The 24240-nt window shown below is 67.5% G+C and carries 24 protein-coding genes; 15 read left to right on the top strand and 9 right to left on the bottom strand.

Annotated elements, in window-relative coordinates; genetic code table 11:
- The first annotated feature begins 257 nt into the window (after positions 1-257).
- Positions 258-2927, top strand: a complete 2670-nt coding sequence (locus AB4879_RS14630; protein WP_370508149.1) for a Calx-beta domain-containing protein — start codon at positions 258-260, stop codon at positions 2925-2927.
- Positions 2928-2933: 6 nt separating this feature from the next.
- On the opposite strand, the gene AB4879_RS14625 is transcribed toward AB4879_RS14630, so the two are convergent.
- The 3 genes from AB4879_RS14625 to AB4879_RS14615 form a co-directional block, all read right to left on the bottom strand.
- Complete coding sequence (locus AB4879_RS14625) at positions 2934-3692, bottom strand: enoyl-CoA hydratase (RefSeq protein WP_370508148.1); 759 nt, start codon at positions 3690-3692, stop codon at positions 2934-2936.
- A gap of 21 nt (positions 3693-3713) precedes the next feature.
- Complete coding sequence (locus AB4879_RS14620) at positions 3714-5024, bottom strand: hypothetical protein (protein ID WP_370508147.1); 1311 nt, start codon at positions 5022-5024, stop codon at positions 3714-3716.
- A 134-nt stretch (positions 5025-5158) separates the two neighbouring features.
- Positions 5159-5710 carry a helix-turn-helix domain-containing protein gene (locus AB4879_RS14615; protein ID WP_370508146.1) on the bottom strand — a complete coding sequence of 184 codons (552 nt, stop codon included), beginning with the start codon at positions 5708-5710 and terminating at the stop codon, positions 5159-5161.
- Between the two features lie 141 nt (positions 5711-5851).
- Here AB4879_RS14615 and AB4879_RS14610 point away from each other — a divergent pair, with 141 nt between their 5' ends.
- Both AB4879_RS14610 and AB4879_RS14605 read left to right on the top strand, forming a co-directional pair.
- Entirely contained in the window at positions 5852-6115 is a 264-nt protein-coding gene (locus AB4879_RS14610) for a DUF2277 domain-containing protein (protein ID WP_370508328.1), read from the top strand.
- On the top strand, positions 6112-6657 hold the full coding sequence (locus AB4879_RS14605) for a DUF1802 family protein (protein WP_370508145.1): 546 nt from the start codon (positions 6112-6114) through the stop codon (positions 6655-6657). The genes AB4879_RS14610 and AB4879_RS14605 overlap by 4 nt, the downstream gene beginning before the upstream one ends.
- Here AB4879_RS14605 and AB4879_RS14600 read toward each other — a convergent pair.
- Entirely contained in the window at positions 6568-8391 is a 1824-nt protein-coding gene (locus AB4879_RS14600; protein WP_370508144.1) for a CocE/NonD family hydrolase, read from the bottom strand. The genes AB4879_RS14605 and AB4879_RS14600 overlap by 90 nt on opposite strands.
- Before the next feature lie 3 nt (positions 8392-8394).
- Between AB4879_RS14600 and AB4879_RS14595 the strand changes: the two genes are divergently transcribed.
- From AB4879_RS14595 to truB, 3 genes are read left to right on the top strand one after another with little or no spacing between them, the layout of a single operon-like run.
- Complete coding sequence (locus tag AB4879_RS14595; protein ID WP_115319435.1) at positions 8395-9330, top strand: metallophosphoesterase; 936 nt, start codon at positions 8395-8397, stop codon at positions 9328-9330.
- The gene (locus tag AB4879_RS14590) at positions 9327-9995 is read left to right on the top strand and encodes a 4'-phosphopantetheinyl transferase (RefSeq protein WP_370508143.1); all 669 of its coding nucleotides are present in this window, start codon (positions 9327-9329) and stop codon (positions 9993-9995) included. Before AB4879_RS14595 ends, AB4879_RS14590 begins: the two co-directional genes overlap by 4 nt.
- Positions 9992-10885 carry a tRNA pseudouridine(55) synthase TruB gene (truB, locus tag AB4879_RS14585; RefSeq protein ID WP_370508142.1) on the top strand — a complete coding sequence of 298 codons (894 nt, stop codon included), beginning with the start codon at positions 9992-9994 and terminating at the stop codon, positions 10883-10885. The genes AB4879_RS14590 and truB overlap by 4 nt, the downstream gene beginning before the upstream one ends.
- Before the next feature lie 12 nt (positions 10886-10897).
- Here the strand turns inward: truB and mntR are convergent, their stop codons facing one another.
- A complete protein-coding gene (gene mntR, locus AB4879_RS14580; protein WP_370508141.1) occupies positions 10898-11602 on the bottom strand; it encodes a manganese-binding transcriptional regulator MntR in 705 nt (234 codons plus the stop codon).
- Between the two features lie 80 nt (positions 11603-11682).
- Between mntR and AB4879_RS14575 the strand changes: the two genes are divergently transcribed.
- On the top strand, positions 11683-12660 hold the full coding sequence (locus AB4879_RS14575) for a bifunctional riboflavin kinase/FAD synthetase (protein ID WP_199190086.1): 978 nt from the start codon (positions 11683-11685) through the stop codon (positions 12658-12660).
- Positions 12661-12666: 6 nt separating this feature from the next.
- Here AB4879_RS14575 and AB4879_RS14570 read toward each other — a convergent pair whose 3' ends face one another.
- Positions 12667-13152 (bottom strand): SRPBCC domain-containing protein, encoded by a 486-nt coding sequence (locus AB4879_RS14570; protein WP_370508140.1) that lies wholly within the window; start codon positions 13150-13152, stop codon positions 12667-12669.
- 3 nt (positions 13153-13155) lie between these two features.
- Complete coding sequence (locus tag AB4879_RS14565) at positions 13156-13494, bottom strand: helix-turn-helix transcriptional regulator (RefSeq protein ID WP_102810099.1); 339 nt, start codon at positions 13492-13494, stop codon at positions 13156-13158.
- A gap of 167 nt (positions 13495-13661) precedes the next feature.
- Between AB4879_RS14565 and rpsO the strand changes: the two genes are divergently transcribed.
- From rpsO to AB4879_RS14535, 6 genes are all read left to right on the top strand, one after another.
- Positions 13662-13931 (top strand): 30S ribosomal protein S15, encoded by a 270-nt coding sequence (gene rpsO, locus AB4879_RS14560; RefSeq protein ID WP_102810098.1) that lies wholly within the window; start codon positions 13662-13664, stop codon positions 13929-13931.
- Positions 13932-14196: 265 nt separating this feature from the next.
- The gene (locus AB4879_RS14555; protein WP_102810097.1) at positions 14197-16446 is read left to right on the top strand and encodes a polyribonucleotide nucleotidyltransferase; all 2250 of its coding nucleotides are present in this window, start codon (positions 14197-14199) and stop codon (positions 16444-16446) included.
- Positions 16424-17773, top strand: coding sequence for a pitrilysin family protein (locus tag AB4879_RS14550; protein ID WP_102810110.1), 1350 nt, complete (start codon positions 16424-16426; stop codon positions 17771-17773). Before AB4879_RS14555 ends, AB4879_RS14550 begins: the two co-directional genes overlap by 23 nt.
- A 50-nt stretch (positions 17774-17823) precedes the next feature.
- The gene (locus tag AB4879_RS14545) at positions 17824-18801 is read left to right on the top strand and encodes a nitronate monooxygenase (RefSeq protein WP_370508326.1); all 978 of its coding nucleotides are present in this window, start codon (positions 17824-17826) and stop codon (positions 18799-18801) included.
- A complete protein-coding gene (gene bla, locus AB4879_RS14540) occupies positions 18798-19712 on the top strand; it encodes a class A beta-lactamase (RefSeq protein WP_370508139.1) in 915 nt (304 codons plus the stop codon). The genes AB4879_RS14545 and bla overlap by 4 nt, the downstream gene beginning before the upstream one ends.
- Positions 19713-19772: 60 nt before the next feature.
- Positions 19773-20567 carry a VOC family protein gene (locus AB4879_RS14535; protein WP_370508138.1) on the top strand — a complete coding sequence of 265 codons (795 nt, stop codon included), beginning with the start codon at positions 19773-19775 and terminating at the stop codon, positions 20565-20567.
- Positions 20568-20643: 76 nt separating this feature from the next.
- Here AB4879_RS14535 and ald read toward each other — a convergent pair whose 3' ends face one another.
- Positions 20644-21759 (bottom strand): alanine dehydrogenase, encoded by a 1116-nt coding sequence (gene ald / locus AB4879_RS14530; protein WP_370508137.1) that lies wholly within the window; start codon positions 21757-21759, stop codon positions 20644-20646.
- 95 nt (positions 21760-21854) lie between these two features.
- Between ald and AB4879_RS14525 the strand changes: the two genes are divergently transcribed.
- A complete protein-coding gene (locus AB4879_RS14525; RefSeq protein WP_370508136.1) occupies positions 21855-22367 on the top strand; it encodes an Lrp/AsnC family transcriptional regulator in 513 nt (170 codons plus the stop codon).
- Positions 22368-22436: 69 nt separating this feature from the next.
- On the opposite strand, the gene AB4879_RS14520 is transcribed toward AB4879_RS14525, so the two are convergent.
- A complete protein-coding gene (locus AB4879_RS14520; protein WP_370508135.1) occupies positions 22437-23366 on the bottom strand; it encodes a PE-PPE domain-containing protein in 930 nt (309 codons plus the stop codon).
- A 129-nt stretch (positions 23367-23495) separates the two neighbouring features.
- Between AB4879_RS14520 and dapB the strand changes: the two genes are divergently transcribed.
- Positions 23496-24230, top strand: coding sequence for a 4-hydroxy-tetrahydrodipicolinate reductase (dapB, locus tag AB4879_RS14515; protein ID WP_370508134.1), 735 nt, complete (start codon positions 23496-23498; stop codon positions 24228-24230).
- Positions 24231-24240 lie beyond the last annotated feature (10 nt).

The raw sequence follows: 24240 nt of genomic DNA, 5'->3' as shown, positions 1-24240 counted from the left end.
TGGGGGTGGCAATTGCCAGCAACCCCGGAGCCGCGGTAGCTGAAGGCCCGGACTCGGGCTCGACTGGGCATTCCCCGACATCCTCGACGTCCACCGATTCGTCGGATGCCGCTGGTTCAGGCCGTTCAGGGCCACGCGCTGTCGGCTCGTCCCGGCGCGCGCCGCAGCAGGCCCGCGGCGCTGCCGGCCCGCAGAAGAAGTCGAGCGGCCGGACGTCGGCAACGCGGCCCAGTACTGCGGTCCGGTCGGACGCGTCGGTGACCACTCCCGCAGACGCCACGCCCGCAGTGAAAGCGCTGGCCGGTGATCGGGTGGATCCCGGCGCGCAGACCACTGCCGCCACCCTGTCGTCTGCAACCGAGCCGAATTTGCCGGCTGCCACCTCCGTGTCGTCGTCCGCGCCGGTGCCCGCGGCCCTCGTTGCGCCGGCGCGGCGCGCCGCGGCCACCGTGATTCGCCCACCGAACATCGTGTCGGGATTCCTGTCGCTGTTCGGTCTGAGGCCCGGCACCGGCCTGCCGCCGGCCCCGATTCAATTACTCACCGGTGCGCTTGCGCTGATCAGGCGCGACCTCGAGTCCGTGGTCAACCAGGTGACGGCGTGGACGGCCGCCCCGGCAACCCGCAGCCTGTCTGCCGCCACCGCCGGGACGACCACCACGGTCACCTGGGCGTGGGGCTCGAATCCGGTACTGGCGTTCAACCCGGCCACCGACAAACTCGATTTCGGCTGGATGCAACCGGGCCAGTTCACCGTCGTCGAGAGGTCCGGATCCGTGGTGATCGGGGTCGTCGACAACAACCACTCCTACACGCTGCAGGGCGTCAGCCTGGGGCAGCTGTCGACGACGAACATCGTCGCCAAGGACGCGGGCACCGTGGCCAAATGGCAGTCGCTGATCAGCGGCGCGCAGACCGCGCTTCCCAGCGTTTCGGTCGCCGACACGACGGTGACCGAGGGCAACAGCGGCACCACGAAGGCCGCGTTCACGATCACGCTGTCCAAAGCCAGCACCAAACCGGTGACGGTGAATTACACGACGTCCAACGGTTCGGCCACGGCCGGCCAGGATTACACGGCCGGCTCCGGCACCGTGACGTTCGCCGCGGGCCAGGTGTCCCAGACGGTGGACATCACCGTGCTGGGCGATACGACGGTCGAACCGACCGAGACGTTCACCGTCACGCTGTCGAACCCGTCGGGTGCCACCCTCGGCAGAGCCACCGCGACGGGCACCATCACCACTGACGACGCCGCACCGGTGTTGCCGAGCATCTCGATCGCCGACGCCACCGCGACCGAGGGCAACAGCGGCAGCGCCTCGATGGGGTTCACGGTGACGCTGTCCACAGCGTCGACCAGTACGGTCACCCTGAACTACACGACGGCCAACGGCACGGCCACCGCCGGCCAGGACTACACGGCCGGCTCCGGCACGGTCACATTCGCGCCCGGGGTGACCTCACAGGTGATCAACGTCGGCGTGCTGGGCGATACGACGGTCGAACCGACCGAGACGTTCACGGTCACGCTGTCGAATGCTTCCGGCGCCACCATCGGCGACGGCTCGGCGGTCGGCACGATCACCAACGACGACACCGCCACGACACCGGGCGGAACCGCGCAGTGGGGCACGAGCTTCTTCGCGCCGTACATCGACATGGGTGCCTACCCGGTGCCGAACCTGCTCGCGCTGTCCAAGACCTACGGCACCTCGCTGGTCACACTCGGCTTCATGCAGGCCGACCCGAACGGCAACCTCGCCTGGGCGGGATTGGCTGCGCTGGAACCGAGTTCGACCAACGAACAGGCGGTCGCCATCAACACCTCGATCGCCACGTTCAAGGCGGCCGGCGGCGACGTGATGATCTCGTTCGGCGGCGCATCGGGCACCAGCATCGCCCAGGCGTACGCGGCCAAGGGTCGCAGTGCCCAGGAGCTGGCCAACGCCTATGCCGCGGTGATCGACACCTACGGCGTCACCCACATCGACTTCGACATCGAGGGTGGCGCCGTCGCCGACCCGGCGTCGGTGGCGCTGAACAGCCAAGCCCTCGCGCTACTGCAGAAGCAGAAGCCGGAGCTGCACATCTGGTACACGCTGCCGGTCTTGCCGACCGGGCTGACCGCCGACGGCCTCAACGTCGTGGACGCCGCAGTCAAGGCCGGGGTCAAACTCGACGGCGTGAATGTGATGGCGATGGATTACGGCGAGTCCGCCGCCCCGACCAGCGGTGCGGGTGCAAAGACCATGGGCGCGTACGCAATTGAATCAGCCCAGTCGACGTACACGCAGCTGAAATCGCTGTACGGCAAGTATGGGCAGAGCTTCGGTTACAGCCAGATCGGTGTGACTCCGATGCTCGGCGTCAACGACGTCCTCACCGAGGTGTTCACCGTGGCCGACGCGCAGGCGCTGGAGGACTTCGCCCGGGCCAACGGTATCGGCATGCTGTCGATGTGGCAGGTGCTCCGCGACACCCCGGGAACCCTCGGGCAGGCGAGCACCGGCGCCTCCGGGTTGAGTGATCCGCAGGGCGCATTCAGCAAGGTGTTCAACGACTACGGCACCATCAACGTCGTCGACTACAGCAACACCGGAGGCACCGGAGGCACCGGAGGCACCGGTGGCGTAACCCCGGTGAACGGCGGCACGACGACGACGATCACGTGGGGCTGGGGCACCAACCCGGTGCTGAGCTTCAATCCGGCGAAGGACACCCTGGACTTCGTCTGGATGCAGCCAAGCGAGTTCGACGTCACCGAGAAGGCCGGCTCTGTGGTGATCTCCGTGGTCGGCAACAATCACACCTACACGCTGGCCGGTGTGACGCTGAGTCAGCTCCAGGCCGGCAACATCATTGCCAAGGACGCCAGCACGCTGGCCAAGTGGCAGAGCCTCATCGCCGCCGCGAAAGCGGTGTAGCAGAAGCTATTTCACCTGGCTGCGACCACGTTCGATCACCGAGGCGCGGCTGGCGGCGATGTCGTCACCGGACGTCGCCGCCATCCACTTCCTGGCCGACATCGCTTCGATCCACAGTCCCGAGCCGGTCTGGTCCTCGTCGATGCGGTGATACGACGTCAGCAGCGCGCGGACGGCCTTCTGGTTGTTGCCGACGATCGAGGCGGCCACCGCCCGCGCGGTGGGAAGAAGCTCGTCGTGGGCGACGACCTGGGTCACCAGCCCGGCCCGCAGCGCGTCGCCGGCGGACAGGTAGTCCCCGGTGAGGCTCATCCGCCGGGCCATTCCGACGCCAACCTTCTGCGGCAGCCGCACGCTGAGGCCCCACGTCGGCAGCAGTCCGACCCGGGCATGGGTGTCGGCGAAGCGGGCGTTCTCGGAGGCGATCAGGATGTCGCAGTACAGGGCGAGTTCGAGTCCGCCGGTCACGGCAGCGCCGTTGATGGCCCCGATGACGGGTTTGGTCATGGGCGGCCACTTGGGGGAGATGTCGGGCAGCTCGGTGGTGTCCCCGAGCTCCTTGAGGTCCAGCCCCGCGCAGAACACCGGGTCGGCCCCGGTGACGATGATGACGTCGACGCCCTCGTCGGCCTCCGCCTCGCGCAGCGCGCTGAAGAAACGGCTGCGCAGTGCGCTCGACAGCGCGTTGCGCGAGTTGGGCCGATTCAGCGTCACCGTGCGGACTCGGTCGGTGGTGTCAATGAGCAGGATGTCGTCGCCGGTCATACGGACACCGTATCGGCACCCCTAACGGCCGGGGCGTGCGCTCCGGCTGGTCGAGTGGTGGGGTGCTGTCGCGGTGCGCGCCGGGCCGGTATCCGGCGGCGGGGCGCCTGGATTGACGGCCGCCGCCGGGCGCGGCGCCACCGAGCCGGTCCGGGCAGGCAGCGGCGGGCGCACGGCTGGTGCGGGCGAGGAGCGGCCGGCTGTGGTGCCGCTGGGTGCCACCCGGTCGGCGACGGCGACAGCGACGGGGATCTGCACCCGATCCGGCACCTCACGCTGAACCGATAGTGTTGGGGGAGAGGGAGAAACGGTTGTCTGGATGGGTGGTTCGGCCACGTCGGTGCTGATCTGCTCCGGCGCCGCGCAGGTGTCGATCATGGACTGCAGGCGGTCCTGCAGCGAGTGACTGTCCTGTTCCGAGCGCAGGGACGTCTGATGGATCGCCGCGGCCGCGACCGAACACTCGTGGACGTCGACGACACCGCCGAACATCGGCACGCCGCCGAGTGCACTGGGGACGTACCACGCCAACCGCATCGGGCCCGCCGCGGCAGCCCTGCTCTGCTGGATGACGGTGGACAGTTCCTGCTCGGCGACGGCCGGGTCGGCGGGCACCATGGCCTGCAGCACTCGGACGCCGCCGCCGTCGATGCGCACCCCGAAGACGTCGACCGGGACGGTGTCGAGGAACTGCTCGACCGAGTTTTGGTCCTCGGCGCTCAGCGGGAACGACGCCCGCATCCGCGGTGTGCGCGGCGACGGCGACGCCGGCGACACCGTCAATGTCAGGCCGGTGTCGCCCGCGGTTCGGCGCACGGTGTCGAGGATGTCGGATCCCGGGGTGTGGCTGTCGGTGATCGCCAGGTGGTTGACATCCGGGTGGTTGGCATCGTCGTCGTCCCGGAACCAGTCGATGCGGCCGTCGGTGTGCGCGGCGATCACCCTGAGTCGTTCTGCGTCGTCGGCGATCTGCGCGGGATCGACATGCGACTGTCGGCGGACCGTCACGGGTTTGTCCGGGGTCACCCAGAACTCGACGTCTTCGATGTAGTTCGAGACGAGGCTGATCCGGGTCTCGGCGATGCGGTTCGCCACGGCGACGAGCTGCGGTCGTGTCGCGTCAGGGACGTCGACCGCGACGGTGAAGACGATGCCTTCGGCGTAGCTCTGGTCGTGATACACCCACGCGTCGGTCACTCCCGGCATTGACATCAGGGCGGACTGGAGGTTGTTGGCGATCTCGGTGAGGCTGCCGGGGCCACCGCACGACGGAACGGCAGCGGCACCGGCGAGCAGGGCGACTGCCGAAAGGGTTCGGCCCCATCGTCGCATTCGCAACGGACCTCCAACCCTTCGTCGCACGTACTGCGGCGTGCGCGACGCGCTCAGCGCAGACCACGCGCAAATCTACTCCCGCGCAGCATCCTTGGGCCGCAGCCGTGCCGAATCAGTGGCCGGGAGTTTGCTCACAGCATGTCTAGGTCCATCTGCAGATCGATCCACGTGAGCTCGTAGGCGGTCAGAACCCATCGGCCGACGATCGTGGCGACCAGGGCCTCCACCTGATCCGCATCATCGCGCGGGCCTACGGCCTGGATACACATTCGGCGCAGGTCGGCCGAGACGCCGGCGATTCGGGGTGCGACGTCGGCTATCCGGTGCGAGTGTGCCAGCGACGTGCCCAACAGTGCGCAGGCCATGCGCAATCCGCCGTGTTCGGGGCCGGTGAAGCGTTCCGATCCGATTCCGGCCGGGGTCATCGCAATGTCGTACGCCCGCTCGAGTGCCGCGCGGTACAGCGGTGCCTTGCCCGGGAAGTGGTGGTGGATCGCCGGGCGGGTGATGCCGACGAGATCGGCGACCTCTTGCACGGTGGCGGCGTCGTACCCGCGATAGGCGAAGACGCGGATCGCCGCGGTGATGATCATCTCGCGTCGCGCATCGGTGTTCGACCCGCGTGGCCGGCCGACTGCGCGTTTGATCACTCGAGGTCGAGGTGACGCCACTCCCGCGGTCATGGTGCACCCTTCTCATCACACGAATTCGACGGCCAGGCGGCCAGGCTAGGTCCCGAACGTGTGAGCCAGATGGGTACCGGATATCAATCCGATCAGCACTTCGGCCGTGAACTCCGGGGTGAAGGCGGGCATGCTGGGGGCATGTGCCGAAACATCACCGAGTTGCGTGGCCTGGAGCCTGCGGCCACCGACGAAGAGATCACCGCGGCGGCCCGTCAGTATGTCCGCAAGGTCAGTGGCATCACCCGGCCCTCCGATGCTGTCGCCGAGGCGTTCGAGATCGCGGTCGCCGAGGTCGCCGCCACCACCGCCCGGTTGCTGGAGGAGTTGCCCGCCCGGCGTCAGCCGCCGAAAACCATTCCGCCGCTGCGGCGCCCGGAAGTGCGGGCGCGGCTGGCGACATGACCAGTGCGCTCAAGGAGTGGAGCGCGGCGGTGCACGCGCTGCTGGATGGTCGGCAGACCGTGCTGCTGCGCAAGGGCGGTATCCACGAGAAGCGGTTCGCCGTGGCGGCAGACGAATTCTTGTTGTTCCCCACCGTCGCGCACAGTCATGCCGAGCGGTTGCGCCCGGAACATCGGGACCTGCTCGCCGCCGCGCAGCCGGACAGCACGACTGACCATGTCGTCATCAGGGCTGGCGCCAAAGTGGTTGCTGCCGTGGTGGTTTCCGATCCGCGGGGACTTGCCGACATCGAGGACCTGCACATCTGGACCGCCGAGTCGGTGCAGGCCGACCGGCTGGACTTCCGACCCCGTCACCAGTTGACCGTGCTGGTGGTGCAGGCCTTTCCACTGGCCGAGCCGGTCCGGTTGGTGCGGGAACCGCACTACCGGGGCTGCACCAGCTGGGTGCAGCTACCCGCGACCGCCGCCGTCGGCGCCCCGGTGCACGACGCCTCGGCCCTGGCCGGTATCGCCACCCGGGTTCGCGCGGCCGTCGCCTGACGGCAGGTCCGCCGAGGCGGGCAGCAGCAACCTGGAGACCCCACCCGCCCCGTGGTGCACGGTGTGCAGCGAGGGGACCATCCGCGCGCCGGTGAGCGCCGGTTCGCCGGTCCCGAGATTGCGCGCGTAGCGCGGGTGCGAACCGCCCGCGACGAGCACCCGGATCCGGGTTCCGGCGGGGAAGCGATGCGCGACGGCGTCGAGTTCGATGCGAAGCGGCCCCGGTGCCGTGGCATCGAGCCGGCGGTAGCCGTCGCTGACGTTTCGGGAGCGGCCGCGGCTGTCGACCTCGCTGACCCGCACGAACACGTCGGCGTGGGCGATGTCGGCGTGGTGGGCCAGTTCGATCACCGGCTCGCCGAGCACATAGAGGTCGGCGTCCAGCGGGCCGCTGGTGAAGCTCAGTACGTCGGCCCGCTCGGCGAGCCGCGCGTCGTTGCGGTAGCCGCTCAGCTGAGACAGCAGCCGGCCACCGACCGTCGGGGTCGGGTCGGCGGGGTCGTAGCGGAACGTCGAGGGCGCGGCGTCGGCAGGTGGCGCGCTGGCGGCGAGCCGCCCACCCGGCTGCAGGTACATGACACCGGTACTGGTGGGCGGTGGCCAGTCCGGCAGGTCGAGCCAGCCGTGATGGGCGACGTGTACCCGCACCGGGCTGGGCCGGCCGGTGGTGGGCGCGCCGGCCAGATGTGTGCCGAGCCAGCCCAGCGTCTCGGCGGCGGCGGTGCCGCCCGCCTTCATGATCATGTCGGTGTGGGTCCACGGCCCGACCGTCATCGCGACGTCGACCCCACGGCCGCGCAGGTGGCGATACTGCGCGAGCGTCTGCTCCAGGAACAGGTCCTGCCAGCCGCCGAGCAGGAGCACCGGCACCTCACAGCGGTCGAGCGCAGCGGTCATCCGCATGGCGTCCCAGAACGGGTCGTCGGCCTCGGGGTGGTCGATCCACGACTCGTACCACGGTGACGCGGCGCCCAGCAGATCCCGGCCGGCTGCCCCCAGCGGCAGCCCCAGGGTGGCGTGTTCGAGCCTGCGGGCCGCACGGGTCTGGAAGGCCAGGCGGCGCAGGTTGGTCTGCTCCTGGTGACCGACCATGTCCGACCAGCCCAAGAAGTCGTTCAGCGAGAACGAGCCGGTGCCCCACGACGAGGCGTGGAAATCGTGCGGGCCGACGGTGATCACCGCGGCAACCAGTTCCGGCGGCGGGTCGGACAGCAGCGCCCACTGGGTGAAGCCCAGGTAGGACAGCCCGATGGTGGCGAAAGTACCGGTGAACCACGGCTGGTGGCGTAGCCAGGCGACGGTGTCGGCGGCGTCGTCGGCTTCGTGGACCATCGGCACGAAGTCGCCGCCGGAGCCGAATGTGCCCCGCACACTCTGCAGCAGGACGTGGTAGCCGCGGGCGGCGTAGAGCTGCGCGTAGACCAGGGAGAACGGGAAGGCCCGACCGTACGGGCAGCGGACCAGGATGGTGCCCAGCGGTGCGTCGGCAGGCGCGTAGTGAGTGGCCCGCAGGATCACACCGTCGCGCATCGGCACGTCGACGCCGCGACGCACGGCATAGTCCGTGGTCGGCGGCGTTATGTGCAGGGCTCGGGACAGGGATCGGTCGACGATCTTTCGAAGCCGACTGCTGCGCACGGCTCCCAGACTATGCACCGCGTAGCAGGGTTGTTCCGGCCGGTGCGCTTCATCACCCAGAACCGGGCGGGGTGGCGTGCGCAAGTAGGCTGGCATGTTGTGGCACCCACACTTTGGGCGATCAGTGACCTGCATACGGGTCACACCGGCAACAAGCCGGTCACCGAATCGCTATATCCCTCGACCCCGGACGACTGGCTGATCGTCGCCGGCGACGTCGCCGAGCGCACCGACGACATCCGTTGGTCGCTGGATCTGCTGCGCCGGCGGTTCGCCAAGGTGATCTGGGTGCCGGGCAACCACGAACTGTGGACCACCGGCAAGGACCCGGTCCAGGTGTTCGGCCGGGCCCGCTACGACTATCTGGTCAACATGTGCGACGAGATGGGCATCATCACCCCGGAACACCCGTTCCCGGTGTGGACCGAGCAGGGCGGCCCGGCGACGATCGTGCCGATGTTCCTGCTCTACGACTACACATTCCTGCCCCCGGGCGCGACGACCAAGGCCGAGGGCCTGGCGATCGCCCGGGAACGCAATGTGGTGGCTACCGACGAATTCCTGCTGTCCAGTGAGCCCTACGCCACCCGCGACGCGTGGTGCCGGGATCGACTGCGCCACACCAAGGCTCGGCTCGACGAACTCGACTGGATGACGCCCACGGTATTGGTGAACCACTTCCCGTTACGCCGTGAGCCCTGCGACGTTCTGTTCTTCCCGGAGTTCTCGCTGTGGTGCGGGACGACCGAGACCGCCGACTGGCACACCCGCTACAACGCGGTCTGCTCGGTCTACGGTCACCTGCACATCCCGCGGACCACCTGGTACGACGATGTGCGCTTCGAGGAGGTGTCCGTCGGCTATCCCCGAGAGTGGCGGCGCCGCAAGCCTTATCGCTGGTTGCGCCAGATCCTGCCCGACCCGCAATACGCGCCGGGCTACCTCAACGATTTCGGCGGCCACTTCGTCATCACCGAGGAGATGAAAGAGCAGTCGACGAAGCTGCGTGAGCGTCTGCGCAGTCGGCGCGAATGAGCGAGCTGATGCGGGCGGTGTTGCCCGACCGCGACGGTCTGGTGTTCGCCGAGACCTACGACGATCCGCCGGATTTGGCTCCGCTGCCCGAGGAAGAGCCGCTGATCGCGAAGTCGGTGGCCAAGCGGCGCAACGAATTCATCACCGTCCGCCATTGCGCGCGGGTCGCGTTGGGGCAGCTCGGTATCCCGCCCGCGCCGATCCTCAAAGGGGACAAGGGTGAGCCCTGCTGGCCGGATGGCGTGGTGGGCAGCCTGACTCACACCCAGGGCTATCGCGGCGCGGTTGTCGGGCGCACGACGGCGGTCCGCTCGGTCGGCATCGACGCCGAACCGCACGGCGTGCTGCCGGACGGGGTGCTCAACGCGGTAAGCCTGCCCGCCGAGCGGCATGAGATGGGTGCCCTGCCGGGCGGACTGTACTGGGATCGAATCTTGTTCTGCGCCAAAGAAGCAACCTACAAGGTGTGGTTCCCGCTGACCGAGCGCTGGCTCGGATTCGAGGATGCCCACATCACGTTCGGTGTCGATCCTTCCGGCGTCACCGGCACGTTCGTGTCCCGAATACTGATCGACCCGGCCGCGCGCTCCGGCCCGCCGCTGAACGAACTGGCCGGCCGGTGGTCGGTGGGCGGTGGCCTGGTACTGACGGCGATCGTGTTGTGACCTCCAGCGGACCGGAGCCCGGCATCGTCGTCGTCGACAAGGCCGGCGGTATGACCAGCCACGATGTCGTAGGCCGGTGCCGGCGGATCTTCGGAACCCGCAAGGTCGGCCACGCCGGCACCCTTGACCCGATGGCCACCGGCGTGCTGGTCATCGGGATCGAACGCGCCACCAAGATCCTGGGACTGGTGACCGCCACGTCGAAGTCTTACACCGCGACGGTCCGGCTGGGCCGGTCGACCACCACCGAAGACGCCGAAGGTGAAGTGCTGCAGGACGTTTCCGCGGCCGATGTCACCGACGACCAGATCCACGCCGGCATCGCGGAGCTGCGCGGCGAGATCTCGCAGCGGCCGTCTGCGGTCAGTGCGGTCAAGATCGGCGGCAAGCGCGCCTATCAGCTGGTGCGCGAAGGCCAGCAGGTGGAGCTCGCCGAGCGCGCGGTGCGAATCGACCGGTTCGACGTGTGTGAGGTGCGGCGGGACGGGCCGTTCGTCGACCTCGACGTCGAGGTGGACTGCTCGTCGGGTACCTACATCCGGGCACTGGCCCGCGACCTGGGTGATGCGCTCGGTGTCGGGGGACATCTGACAGCCTTGCGCCGCACCCGCGTTGGCGGCTACGGGCTCGATCACGCCAGGACGTTGGACGAACTCGCCGAACATCCGCAGCTGAGCTACTCCCTCGACGACGCCTGCCTCTTGGCGTTCCCGCGCCGCGACGTCACCGCTGCCGAAGCCGACGACGCCAGCCATGGCCGACCGTTGGCCGCGGCGGGAATCGACGGGGTCCATGCCGCAACTGATCCCGAGGGCCGGGTGATCGCGCTGCTGGAGGACAAGGGCGGTCGCACCCGATCAGTCGTGGTGATCCGGCCTGCCACGCTCTAGCCGGCTGGGGTCCTAGCCGACGACCCAAATCGCCTGGGCCGCAGGGCTGCCCAGCTCGACAGTGTTCGCTGCACCATCGGCTGATTCCACCGACACCGAGATCATGCCGGCGAAATCGCGCCGGGCGAGCACCTTAAGCCGCGAGTCCAGACTGATGCCGACGGTGTCGAAGTAGCGCAGCATCTCCGGGTCTGCGTCGGAAATCCGTGCCACCGTGCCGAGTTCGCCGTCGACGCATGCCGACAGCTGTCGCGCCGGCGGAGTGGGGACCCAGCCGTCGGCGGTCGGGATGGGGTCGCCGTGCGGGTCGCGGGTCGGGTGACCGAGCTTGGCGTCGATCCGGTCGAGCATCATGTCGCTGATCGCGTGCTCGAGAATCTCCGCCTCGTCGTGCACCTCGTCCCAGCTGTAGCCGAGCTCGCGCATCAGGAACGTCTCCAACAGCCGGTGCCGCCGCACCACCGCCAGCGCCGCGAGCCGTCCGCGTTCGGTCAGCGTGACCGCGCCGTACTTCTCGTGGTCCACCAGCCCCTGGTCGGCGAGCCGGCGGATCGATTCCGACGCGGTGCTGGCAGAGACCCCGATGCGTTCAGCAAGCAGCTTGGTGCTGACCTTGTCGAGCGACCATTCCTGCGCCGACCAGATCGTCTTGAGGTAGTCCTGGGCGACCGTCGTCAGGTCGTGTACCCCGGGGTTGGGGTTGTCGTCAGGACTCACATCCAAAAGTTTAGGCAATCATCACCTGATCTGGGGATCTGGCGTGTCCGGGCGGCTCGGCGCGCCGTAGGCTTGCCGTCGTGGAACGGTGGCGCGGACAGGACGAGATCCCCTCGGACTGGGGCCGATGCGTGGTGACCATCGGCGTCTTCGACGGTGTACACCGCGGGCACGCGGAGCTGATCGGGCGTGCGGTCAAGGCCGGCCGGTCCCGCGGGGTCCCGACGGTGCTGATGACCTTCGACCCACACCCGATGGAAGTGGTCTTTCCGGGAAGCCATCCGGCACAGCTGACCACGTTGACCCGGCGCGCCGAACTGGCCGAGGAATTGGGTATCGACGTCTTCCTGGTGGTGCCGTTCACCACGGATTTCATGAAGCTCACCCCGGAGCGCTACATCCATGAACTGCTGGTGGAGCGGCTGCATGTGGTCGAGGTGATCGTCGGCGAGAACTTCACCTTCGGCAAGAAGGCGGCCGGCAACGTCGGCACCCTGCGCAAGGCCGGTGAACGCTTCGGCTTCGCCGTCGAGAGCCTGTCGCTGGTCGCCGAACACCACCAGAGCGAAACCGTCACGTTCTCCTCGACGTACATCCGGTCCTGCGTCGACGCCGGTGACGTGGTGACGGCCGCCGAGGCGCTGGGCCGCCCGCATCGTGTCGAAGGTGTGGTGGTGCGCGGCGACGGCCGGGGCCGGGTGCTGGGCTTCCCGACCGCCAACGTCGCACCGCCGATGTACTCCGCGATTCCGGCCGACGGGGTGTACGCGGCGTGGTTCACGGTGCTGGGCCACGGCCCGGTGACCGGTTCGGTGATTCCGGGGGAGCGGTATCAGGCCGCGGTCTCGGTGGGCACCAACCCGACGTTCTCCGGACGCACCCGCACCGTGGAGGCGTTCGTCCTGGACACGGCCGCCGACCTCTACGGTCAGCATGTCGCGGTCGATTTCGTCGCGCGGCTGCGTGGCCAGCTCAAGTTCGATTCGGTGGACGACCTGATCAAGGCGATGGGCAAGGACACCGAGAAAGCTCGCGCGATTCTCTCCGCGCAGGACTGACCGCCGTCAGACCGCCAGCAGCTCGTCGATCTGGTTGATCGCCGACGTGGCGCCTTCGACCACGCCCATGTCGAGCACCTGCTGCAGGCCTTCCGCGGAGGCGAACGTGCTGACATACACCGCGCGCGTGCCGCCGTTGTGTTCGGTGAAGGTATAGGTGTTCTCCGAGACCGGCATGTCGGGGTTCGGCTTCAGATCGGCGTCGGCGAACCCGTCCCGGAACGCGAAGCTCGTCGGCTCGTCGACGCTGGTGATGTCCCAGTACCCGGCGTGTTTCTCGCCGTCCGGCCCGGTCATGAAATAGGTGACCCGGCTGCCTGGGGTGAGGCTGTGGTCGACGAACGTCGCCGGATGGGAGGGCGGTCCCCACACCTTCTCCAGCTGACGCGGGTCGGCGTAGATCTGCCAGACCCGCTGCACCGGTGCCGCGAACTCAGCGGTGATGGTCAGCGTCAGGTTCTCCAGATCGTGCTTCACGTCGGTGACAGGCATCAGCTAGTCCTCCTTGTTCTCGGATGCGATGAGGTCGTCGATGCGGCCGATGCGACCGCGCCAGACCTCCTCCAGTTCGGTGAGCATCGCCGCCACCGACCGCACGGCGGTCACATCACCGCTGGCCAACTGCTCGCGGCCGTGGCGCCGCTTGGTGAGCAGGCCGGCCTTCTCCAGGACGGCGACGTGTTTTTGCACCGCGGCGAAGCTCATGTCGTACTTCAACGCGAGCGCGGACACCGAATGCTCACCGGCCAGTGCCCGGCGCATGATGTCGCGGCGGGTTCGGTCGGCGAGAGCGTGGAACAGGGCGTCCGCACGATCCTCGGCAGCTACGGTCACCACTGCAACATACAACCATTTGGTTGTATGTTGTCAAGGGGTCGGCCCGCTGTGATTTCGGTTCGCGACGTGGGCGCTGCTAGAGTCGGCGATCAGCGTGCGCTGCAGTCCGCGGCGGCCCACGGCATTAGATTCCCCTCGCGGCACCGATTGATGGAGATGTTTTCGTGGCGCTTACCGCCGAGCAGAAGAAGGAAATCCTGGGCCAGTACGGTCTGCATGAGACCGACACCGGTTCGCCGGAAGCCCAGGTGGCGCTGCTGACCAAGCGTATTTCCGATCTCACCGAGCACCTCAAGCAGCACAAGCATGACCACCACTCGCGGCGCGGTCTGCTCTTGCTGGTCGGCCGCCGTCGCCGGCTGCTCAAGTACGTCGCCGACCTGGACGTCGCGCGCTACCGCTCACTGATCGAGCGGCTCGGTCTGCGCCGCTGAGGCGCACGACCCGCCGTGTAACATAGGGGCGTTGCGAGCCGGATTCCGGCTCGAACAACGGGTGCGGTGCATGCATACCCGCGTGTCCCGTTCCTGCGTGTCACAGCGAAGCTTCCCTGATCGGGCGGTCTTCGGTAGTGGCTGCCGGGCCCCAATGATTTGGGGAGCGCCCGGCCGCTTCGATCGACGGCCGTAGCCGACTGGATGCACCTGTGGTGACGCGAAACAGCTGAACAGTGAATTCAGAAAGGCTGAACGGGCATCCATGTCTGTAGCTGAAATCGACGAAGGCGTATTCGAAGCGACCGCCGTCATCGACAACGGGAGCTTCGGCACCCGCACCGTACGTTTCGAGACCGGCCGGCTGGCGCAGCAGGCCGCAGGATCCGTCGTCGCCTACCTCGACGACGAGACCATGCTGCTGAGCGCGACCACCGCCAGCAAGACCCCCAAAGATCATTTCGACTTCTTCCCGCTGACGATCGACGTCGAGGAGCGGATGTACGCCGCCGGGCGCATTCCCGGCTCGTTCTTCCGCCGCGAAGGCCGTCCGTCCACCGACGCGATCCTGACCTGTCGGCTCATCGACCGCCCGCTGCGCCCGACGTTCGTCTCGGGTCTGCGCAACGAGATCCAGGTCGTGGTCACGATCCTGAGCCTCGATCCCAAGGATCTGTACGACGTGCTGGCGATCAACGCAGCGTCGGCGTCCACCCAGATTTCCGGTCTGCCGTTCTCCGGTCCGGTCGGCGGCGTGCGTGTCGCCCTCATCAATGGCCAGTGGGTGGCGTTCCCGACCGTCGAGCAGCTCGAGGGAGCGGTGTTCGACATGGTCGTCGCGGGCCGCAAGGCGGGCGATGACGTCGCGATCATGATGGTCGAGGCCGAGGCCACCGACAATGTCATCGATCTCATCGCCGGTGGTGCGGGCGCACCGACCGAGGCTGTGGTGGCCGAGGGCCTCGAAGCCGCCAAGCCGTTCATCGCCGCGTTGTGCGATGCGCAGCAGGCACTGGCCGACAAGGCTGCCAAGCCGGTCGCCGATTACCCGCTGTTCCCGGACTACCAGGACGACGTGTACGCGGCCGTCTCGCACGTGGCCGGTGGCCCCTTGGCGGAGGCGCTCACCATCGCCGGCAAGCAGGAGCGCGACGAGCGCACCGACGAGATCAAGAACGAGGTCCTCGGAGAGCTCGGCGAGACCTTCGCCGGGCGCGAGAAGGAAATCGGCGCGGCCTACCGATCGCTGACCAAAAAGCTTGTGCGCCAGCGCATCCTGACCGACCACTTCCGCATCGACGGCCGTGGTGTCACCGACATCCGCGCTCTGTCCGCCGAGGTTGCGATCATCCCTCGGGCGCACGGCAGCGCGCTGTTCGAGCGCGGCGAGACCCAGATCATGGGTGTCACCACTCTCGACATGGTCAAGATGGCTCAGCAGATCGACTCGCTCGGGCCGGAAACCTCCAAGCGCTATATGCACCACTACAACTTCCCGCCGTACTCGACCGGTGAGACCGGCCGCGTCGGCTCCCCGAAGCGTCGGGAAATCGGCCACGGCGCGCTCGCCGAGCGCGCGCTGATGCCGGTGCTGCCGAGTGTCGAAGAGTTCCCGTACGCGATTCGCCAGGTGTCGGAAGCGTTGGGCTCCAACGGTTCCACGTCGATGGGCTCGGTGTGCGCCTCGACGCTGTCGCTGCTGAACGCCGGCGTGCCGCTGAAGGCCCCGGTTGCCGGTATCGCCATGGGCCTGGTGTCCGACGACGTCGATGGCGAACGCCGCTTCGTCACGCTGACCGACATCCTCGGTGCCGAGGATGCCTTCGGCGACATGGACTTCAAGTGCGCAGGCACCAAGGAGTTCGTCACCGCTCTGCAGCTGGACACCAAGCTGGATGGCATCCCCTCGCAGGTGCTGGCCGGTGCTCTCGCTCAGGCCAAGGACGCTCGCCTGACGATCCTCGAGGTGATGGCCGAGGCCATCGACGAGCCCGACGAGATGAGCCCGTACGCGCCTCGCGTCACCGCCATCAAGGTGCCGGTGGACAAGATCGGCGAGGTCATCGGACCCAAGGGCAAGATGATCAACTCGATCACCGAGCAGACCGGTGCGTCGATCTCCATCGAGGACGACGGCACCGTGTTCGTCGGCGCCACCGACGGTCCGTCGGCGCAGGCGGCGATCGACATGATCAACGCGATCGCCAACCCGCAGCTGCCCAAGGTCGGCGAGCGGTTCCTCGGAACCGTGGTGAAAACCACCGACTTCGGTGCATTCGTGTCGCTGCTTCCCGGTCGCGATGGCCTGGTGCACATCTCGAAGCTGGGCAGGGGCAAGCGGATCGCCAAGGTCGAGGATGTCGTCAAGCTCGGTGACAAGCTCCGCGTGGAGATCGCCGACATCGACAACCGCGGCAAGATCTCGCTGATCCTGGTGTCCGAAGACGGAGCAGACGCTCCTGAGGATGCTGCACCGGCACCAGTTGATGCCGATGCCGCGACCGCCAGCAGCTAGCGGCCCCGCACTTCGCCGCGGCCGGCGCCTCTCTAGCGAGGCGCCGGTTGCGGTGCGGCGCACCGTACTTCCCGGCGGCCTGCGGGTCGTCACCGAGTACGTGCCGTCAGTGCGGTCCGCTTCGGTCGGTGTCTGGGTGAACGTCGGTTCCCGCGACGAAGGCCCGACCGTGGCCGGCGCCGCGCATTTCCTGGAGCATCTGCTGTTCAAGGCGACGCCGAGTCGCACTGCCGTCGAGATCGCGCAGTCCGTCGACGCCGTCGGCGGTGAGCTCAACGCATTCACCGCCAAGGAACACACCTGCTACTACGCCCACGTTCTGGACGACGATCTGGAGTTGGCGGTCGATCTGGTCGCCGACGTGGTGCTCAACGGTGTGTGCGCACCCCACGACGTCGAACTGGAACGTGACGTCGTGCTGGAAGAGATCGCGATGCGCGACGACGATCCCGAAGACGCCCTGGGCGATGTGTTCCTCTCGGCGATGTTCGGGGACCATCCCGTCGGGCGTCCGGTGATCGGCAGTGTCGATTCGGTGTCGGGGATGACCCGATCGCAGCTGCATTCATTCCATGTGCGCCGCTACACCCCGGAGCGAATGGTCGTGGCGGTTGCAGGCAACATCGATCATGACGAGGTAGTCCGGTTGGTGCGCAAGCACTTCGGCGCGCATCTGGTCAAAGGCCGCACCCCGCGGGCTCCGCGCAAGGGCACCGGCCGGGCCACCGGCGCACCCCGGCTGGAGCTGATCAGTCGGGACGCCGAGCAGACCCATCTGTCGCTGGGTGTTCGGGTACCGGGACGGCACTGGCCGCAGCGCTGGGCGCTGTCGGTGCTCAACACCGCCCTTGGCGGTGGATTGAGTTCGCGGCTCTTCCAACAGATTCGGGAAAACCGCGGGCTGGCGTACTCGGTGTACTCCTCGGTTGACAGCTTCTCGGATGCGGGGGCATTGTCGGTGTATGCGGCGTGCCTTCCCGAGCGCTTCGACGAGGTGGTGCGGTTGACCACCGAAGTCCTCGAGGGCGTCGCGCGTGACGGCATCACCGAGAGCGAGTGCCGCATCGCCAAGGGCTCGATCCGCGGCGGCCTGGTGCTCGGCCTGGAGGACTCGGCATCGCGGATGCACCGTCTCGGTCGCAGCGAGCTGAACTACGGTGAGTACCGCAGCGTCACGAGCACTCTGGAGCGCATCGACGAAGTGACCCTGGATCAGGTCAACGCGGTTGCCCGCCAGGTGCTCACCAAGCCTTTCGGCGCGGCCGTACTGGGGCCACACAAGTCCAAACGATCTCTGCCGCAGCCACTTCGGACGATCAGGAGCTAGCCGTGCCCTTCTGCCTGCAGGATTTGGCGATACCGATTCTCGGTGCACCAATGGCAGGCGGTCCGAGCACGCCCGCCCTGGCGGCCGCGGTGTCCGACGCAGGTGGCCTGGGTTTCGTGGCGGCCGGCTATCTGACAGCGGACAAGTTCGCCGAGGTGATCGCCGGTGCCCGGGCGTTGACGTCGGCCCCGATCGGGGTGAATCTCTTTGTGCCGCAGCCGTCTGCGGCGAACGCCGATGAGCTGGAGCGCTACCGCGACCTGCTTGCCCCGCTTGCCGATCACTACGGTGCTGAGATCGCGCGGCCCCATCCCGACGACGACGCGTGGCAGGCCAAGCTCGACGTGGTCGCCGATACCGCACCCGAGGTGGCCTCGTTCACCTTCGGTTGCCCGACACCGGAAATCATTGCCCGTCTGCGTGATCGGGGCGTGCTGGTCGCGGTGACGGTCACCAGCCCGGACGAGGCGGGTGCGGCGGTCGCTGCGGGCGCCGACGCTCTGGTGGTGCAGGGCCCGGAAGCCGGCGGGCATCGGGGGACGTTCGATCCCGTCGTCCGGCCGGGCGATGACCCGCTGGATTCACTGCTGTCCGCGATCGTCGCAGCTTACGACCTGCCGGTGATCGCGGCGGGCGGTCTGTGCAGCGCGGCGGATGTCCGACGGGTGCTGCACGGCGGAGCAGTCGCGGCGCAGGCGGGCACGGCGTTCTTGCTGGCCGAGGAGGCCGGCACCAACGCCGCCCACCGCGCGGCGCTGACCGACGGGACGTTCACCGAAACCGTGGTGACACGGGCTTTTTCGGGCCGGTATGCGCGCGGCCTGGCGAATGACTTCACCGCCCGCTATGACGATGTGGCACCGTTGGGCTATCCGGATGTCAATCAGATGACGGGTCCGCTGCGCCGCGCCGCCGTCGCCGCGGGCGATCCGCATGGCACCAATCTGTGGGCGGGCACCGCGTGGCGGGAGATCAGCGGGGGTAGCGCAGCCGACATCGTGGCGGCATTGGCGGAGGGCACCCGATGAGCCTGTCCCGCCGCCGCCTTCTGGTCACTGGCGGCGCGCTGACCGTTCTCGCGGCGTGCGGCGTCAAACCCTCACCGACCCGTCCGACACTCAGCGACCCGGCCGAGCCGTTGCCGCCCGTCGAACAGCGCATCGCCGCTCTGGAGAAGCGGCACAACGCATTCGTCGGCCTCTATGCCAAGAATCTGGACTCCACGGTGGAACTCGCGAACCGCGACGGCGACCCGTTCGCGATGTGCTCGACGTTCAAGGTTTACCTCTCGACTCGGGTGCTACAGAAGGCGCAGGCGGGGGAGCTGCGGCTGACGGACACGGTGGTGGTCGACCCCGCGGAGCTCAAGCCCAATTCCCCGCGCACCGAGCCCAATGCCGGTCAACCCATGGCTATTTCGGATCTGTGCGCGGCGGCGCTGCAAGTCAGCGACAACACCGCGGCGAACATGTTGCTGCGTATCATCGGCGGCCCGCCGGCGATCACCGCGTTCGCCCGCTCGATCGGGGATGATCGCAGCCGGCTGGACCGCTGGGAGACCGAGCTGAATTCGGCTGTTCCCGGCGATCCGCGCGACACCAGCACGCCGCGGGCGCTCGGCAGCGGATTCGCGCGGGTGCTGACCGGCGACGTCCTCGACGGGTCGCACCGCACTCAACTCGAGGACTGGATGCGCGCCAACACCACCTCGAGTATGCGCGGTGGGCTGCCGGCTGGCTGGACGACCGCCGACAAGACCGGATCCGGTGACTACGCCAGCACCAATGACGTCGGGATCGCATTCGGGCCCAACGGCGAACGCGTTCTGCTGGCGATCATGACCCGTACCCGATCCGACGATGCGCAGGCCGAGCCGCTGCGCCAGCTCATCGCCGAGGTGGCGACTCTGGCGTTGCCGGAGGTGACGCGCCCGCGATGAGTTTCCGCCCCGCTGGGTGTCAGTACTGAAGACCGACGACATCAGCCGAAAGGATCCATCGTGAGTGAGTACGCCGCCCCGGTCGGGGCGCCCATCTGGTTCGACCTGATGAGCAGTGATCCCGCGCGAGCCGCGGAGTTCTATCGGGAGATCTTCGGCTGGGAGCTCGAGGGACCGGCGCACCCGGAATTCGGCGGTTATCAGAACTTCACCCGTAACGGTAAGCGGGTGGCTGGGCTGATCCCGCCGATGGGCGAGGGCCCGGCGAACATTTGGTCGGTGTACCTGCACACCGCGGACGGCAGCGCCACCGTCGCGGCGGCTGAGGCCGCGGGCGCGACGGTGATGGTGCCACCGATGGCGGTCGGAGATCTGGGTTCGATGATGGTGGTGACCGACCCCGCCGGTGCGGTGATCGGGTTCTGGCAGCCCGGGACGCATCCCGGGTTCACCGAGTGGGGTGAGCACGGGACGCCGTACTGGTTCGAATGTCAAAGCAAGGACTACGACGCGTCACTGGCGTTCTACCGCCAGGCGCTCGGGGCGCGGATCGAGGAGATCGGCACCGGCGGTGACCCGGACGCCGTCGGGCCGGACCGCTACGGTCAGGTTTTCGCCGGGGAGAGCGCCTATTCGGGAATCATGGACGCCGCCAAGCTCTTTCCCCCCGATGTGCCGTCGTTCTGGCAGGTGTACATCACCGTCGACGACGTGGCCGCCACGGTGAAGCAGGCCGAGGGACTCGGGGCGACGCTGCTGATGCCCATCGAAGAGACGCCCTACGGAACTCTGGCGGCGATCAAAGACCCCTTGGGCGCGCTGATCTGCCTCGGCCATCCGCCTGCCGGGATGTAAGACCAACGAACCGGGACGCTGCGGTGAGCAGTCCCGGTTCGCTGTGCAGTAGTGAGCTGTTGGCTCACTGAGGTTTTCAGGCCATCAGGCCGGCCGGATCGGTGTACGGCAGATCGAGGTCGTTGGCGACCTCGTGATTGAGCAGCTGACCGCTATGGGTCGACAAGCCCTTGGCCAGCGCGGGATCGGATCCGCAGGCGGCCTTCCAGCCCTTGTCGGCGAGCTTGATGACGTACGGCATGGTTGCGTTGGTCAGTGCGTAGGTCGAGGTCCGCGGGACCGCGCCGGGCATGTTGGCCACGCAGTAGAACACCGCGTCGTGCACCCGGAAGGTCGGGTCGTCGTGCGTGGTTGGCTTGGAATCCTCGAAGCAGCCACCCTGGTCGATGGCGATGTCCACCAGCACCGCGCCCGGCTTCATCTGTGCCACAGTCGCATTCGTGACGAGCTTCGGAGCCTTGGCGCCCGGCACCAGCACGGCGCCGATGACCAGATCAGCCTGCTTGACGGCATCCTCGAGGTCGAGCCGCGAAGAGTAGCGGGTTTCGATCGCACCGCCGTACTCGGCGTCGATCTTGCGCAGGATGTTGATGTTGAGGTCGAACACGGTGACGTGCGCGCCCATGCCCCAGGCGACGGCGGCGGCATTGTCGCCGGCCATTCCGCCGCCGATCACCACGACCTTGGCCGGGGCAACACCGGGCACGCCGCCCATCAGAACACCGCGACCGCCCTGGGTGCGCATCAAGTGGTAGGCGCCGACCTGCGCGGCCAGCCGGCCTGCGACCTCGCTCATCGGGGCCAGCAGCGGAAGCGCTCCGTCGGCGGTCTGCACCGTCTCGTAGGCGATCGACGTGGTGCCGGATGCCAGCAGAGCGTCGGTGCACGGACGCGAGGCGGCCAGGTGCAGGTAGGTGAACAGGGTCTGGTCTTTGCGCATCCGCGAATACTCGGCCTCGATGGGCTCCTTGACCTTCAGCAGCAGGTCGGCCTCAGCCCAGACCTGGTCGGCGCCGGCGATGATCTGCGCACCGGCGGCCTTGAAGTCGTCGTCGTGGATGGCGGAACCTTCACCGGCGCCGGCCTGGACGATGACCTCGTGGCCGCGGCGGACCAGTTCGGACACGCCGGCCGGGGTGATGGCGACGCGGTACTCGTTGTTCTTGATCTCGGTCGGGATGCCGACGCGCATGATCGCTCCTCGATTGGAATTTGGCTTAGGAAGAAGTGTGAAGAAAATTCGAGTGGATTGCAATCGGATTGGTGAAAATTCGATAGATTGGGTCCATGAATGAAGAATCGGCGATATCGGATGCTCGTCCGGCGGTTGCGCCGAAGGATGTTCGGACCGAATTGGACGATGTCGACCGCCGGATTCTGGCCACCCTGCATGCGGACGCCCGGATCTCCAACAGCGCGCTGGCGGACGCTGTCGGTATCGCGCCGTCGACCTGTCACGGGCGCGTGCGCAGGCTGCAGGACATCGGGGTGATCCGCGGCTTCTACACCGACATCGATCCGGCCGCGATCGGGCTGTCGTTGCAGGCGATGATCTCGGTGAGCCTGCAGTCCAACGCCCGCGGAAAGATCCTCAGCTTCATCGAGCACATCCGGCGCAAGCCGCAGGTGATGGACGTGTACTTCCTGGCCGGCGCCGACGACTTCATCATCCATGTGGCCGCCCGCGACACCGACGACCTGCGCTCGTTCGTCGTCGAGAACCTCAACTCCGACTCCGACGTGGCGGGAACCCAGACGTCGTTGATCTTCGAGCACCTGCGCGGTGCCGCTCCGCTCTAGGCCGGCCGCGATTGCCTGGCGCCGAGCGTAACGCCATGGCGGGAAGTCGCGCCGATCGCGACCGTGGCGTTACTGTCGGCGAGCCGAGGATGCTGTCGAGCCTTTCGGTTTGGGCTGGCTGGTCGACTTGGCGCTGCCGGAACCGGCTTTGGCGCGTTTCGTCGATGCTGCCTTGGCCGGTGGCGCAGCGGAGCGAGCGGATTGCACCGAGACCGAAGCCGGCGCCGGCGCATGCGGATCCGGTATGTCGACCGGCCGGTGGTAGGCCGCCTCGATGATCGGGCGCAGTTTCTTGTCCAGCGCCGGGGCCAGTGGTCCGGCCCAGGCGACGAGCGGCAGTGTCTTCGTCGGTACCCACACGTAGGTGACATTGCCCGGCTGCCCGGCCACGTCCGGTGTGTACCGCAGGTTGTTCGGATCGTTGAGGTCGACGTTGCGGTAGTTGGTGTGGATCGAGAACATTCCGGCGAACGCATTGGCGACCGCAAGCAGGTTGCGTGTGTCGTCCGGCCAGTCGGCCCACCCGTCGTACTGCCGAATGACTTCGGTGCCGGTGTAGGCAGTGTCGACCGGTAGGTACGGAGTAGCCGGCGTCTCGGTCTTGGCTCGCCGCCCACCGTACGGATTTTCCGGATTGCCGATCGAGACCCACGTCAGCCGGGACGGGTCGGGTGCGGTGGCCGGGTCGGCGGCAAACCGGCGCAGGTCGGAATAGACGACCTGTCCGCCTTGGCTGTGGCCGAAGAGGACGATTTGCTCATCGGCGGGCAGACGCGCGATGGCCTGCTGAACTTTCGTCGCTCCTTGAGCGGTGAAGGTGTCGGTGGGAAACGCGAAGTAGTCGACCGGCTGACAGTGATTCGGGCTCTTGCACAGGTCTCCCTGCAGCTGGGTCGGCACGAAGTGCACAAAGTGCTGCATCCCGACGAAGCCGCCCTCGAGCGTCAGCACCGTCGCGGCTGTGCTCACCGGAGCCGCCGCTATCAATGCGGCGCTCATTGCTATGGCCAATCCAGCTTTCGTGAACATCCCCGACCTCCCCAGAGAAATGGTAAGTCCTAGCAACCCACCCTGGACGGTGAATGGTGCATTGAGATGACGGTAGCGGTGCCTCGTTAGGCTGCAGGTATGCGAGTTGCGGTGCTGGGAGCCAGAGGCAAAGTCGGAACCACGATGTGCGACGCCGTCCGCGCGGCCGACGACCTGACGCTGAGCGCCGAAGTCGACGCCGGTGATGCGCTGTCGCTGCTTACCGACAGCGACACCGAGGTAGTCATCGACTTCACCCATCCCGATGTGGTGATGGACAACCTGAAGTTCCTCATCGACAACGGGATCCATGCCGTCGTCGGCACCACCGGCTTCACCGACGAGCGCCTGGACACCGTCCGGTCCTGGCTGGCTGACCACCCCAAGTCCGCTGTTCTGATCGCCCCCAACTTCGCGATCGGCGCCGTGCTGTCGATGCACTTCGCGCAGAAGGCCGCGCCCTACTTCGAATCCGTCGAAGTGATCGAACTGCACCACCCACACAAAGCTGACGCCCCCTCAGGTACTGCGACCCGCACCGCCCGGTTGATCGCCGAGGCACGAAAAGGCTTGCCGCCCAACCCCGATGCCACCAGTACCGGTTTGGACGGAGCTCGCGGGGCAGATGTCGACGGCGTGCCGGTGCACTCCATTCGGTTGACCGGGCTGGTCGCGCATCAGGAGGTGCTGTTCGGCACGCTCGGGGAGACGCTGACCATCCGGCACGACAGCCTGGACCGCACCTCGTTCGTGCCCGGCGTCCTGCTCGCAGTCCGCGAGGTCGCCAACCGGCCCGGCCTTACCATCGGAATCGAACCGCTGCTCGACCTGTGAACGCCGCCTT

The sequence above is a fragment of the Mycobacterium sp. SA01 genome, assembly GCF_041287105.1.
In the GTDB taxonomy this organism is placed as follows: domain Bacteria; phylum Actinomycetota; class Actinomycetes; order Mycobacteriales; family Mycobacteriaceae; genus Mycobacterium.
This window is presented reverse-complemented; position numbering and strand designations above follow the sequence as displayed.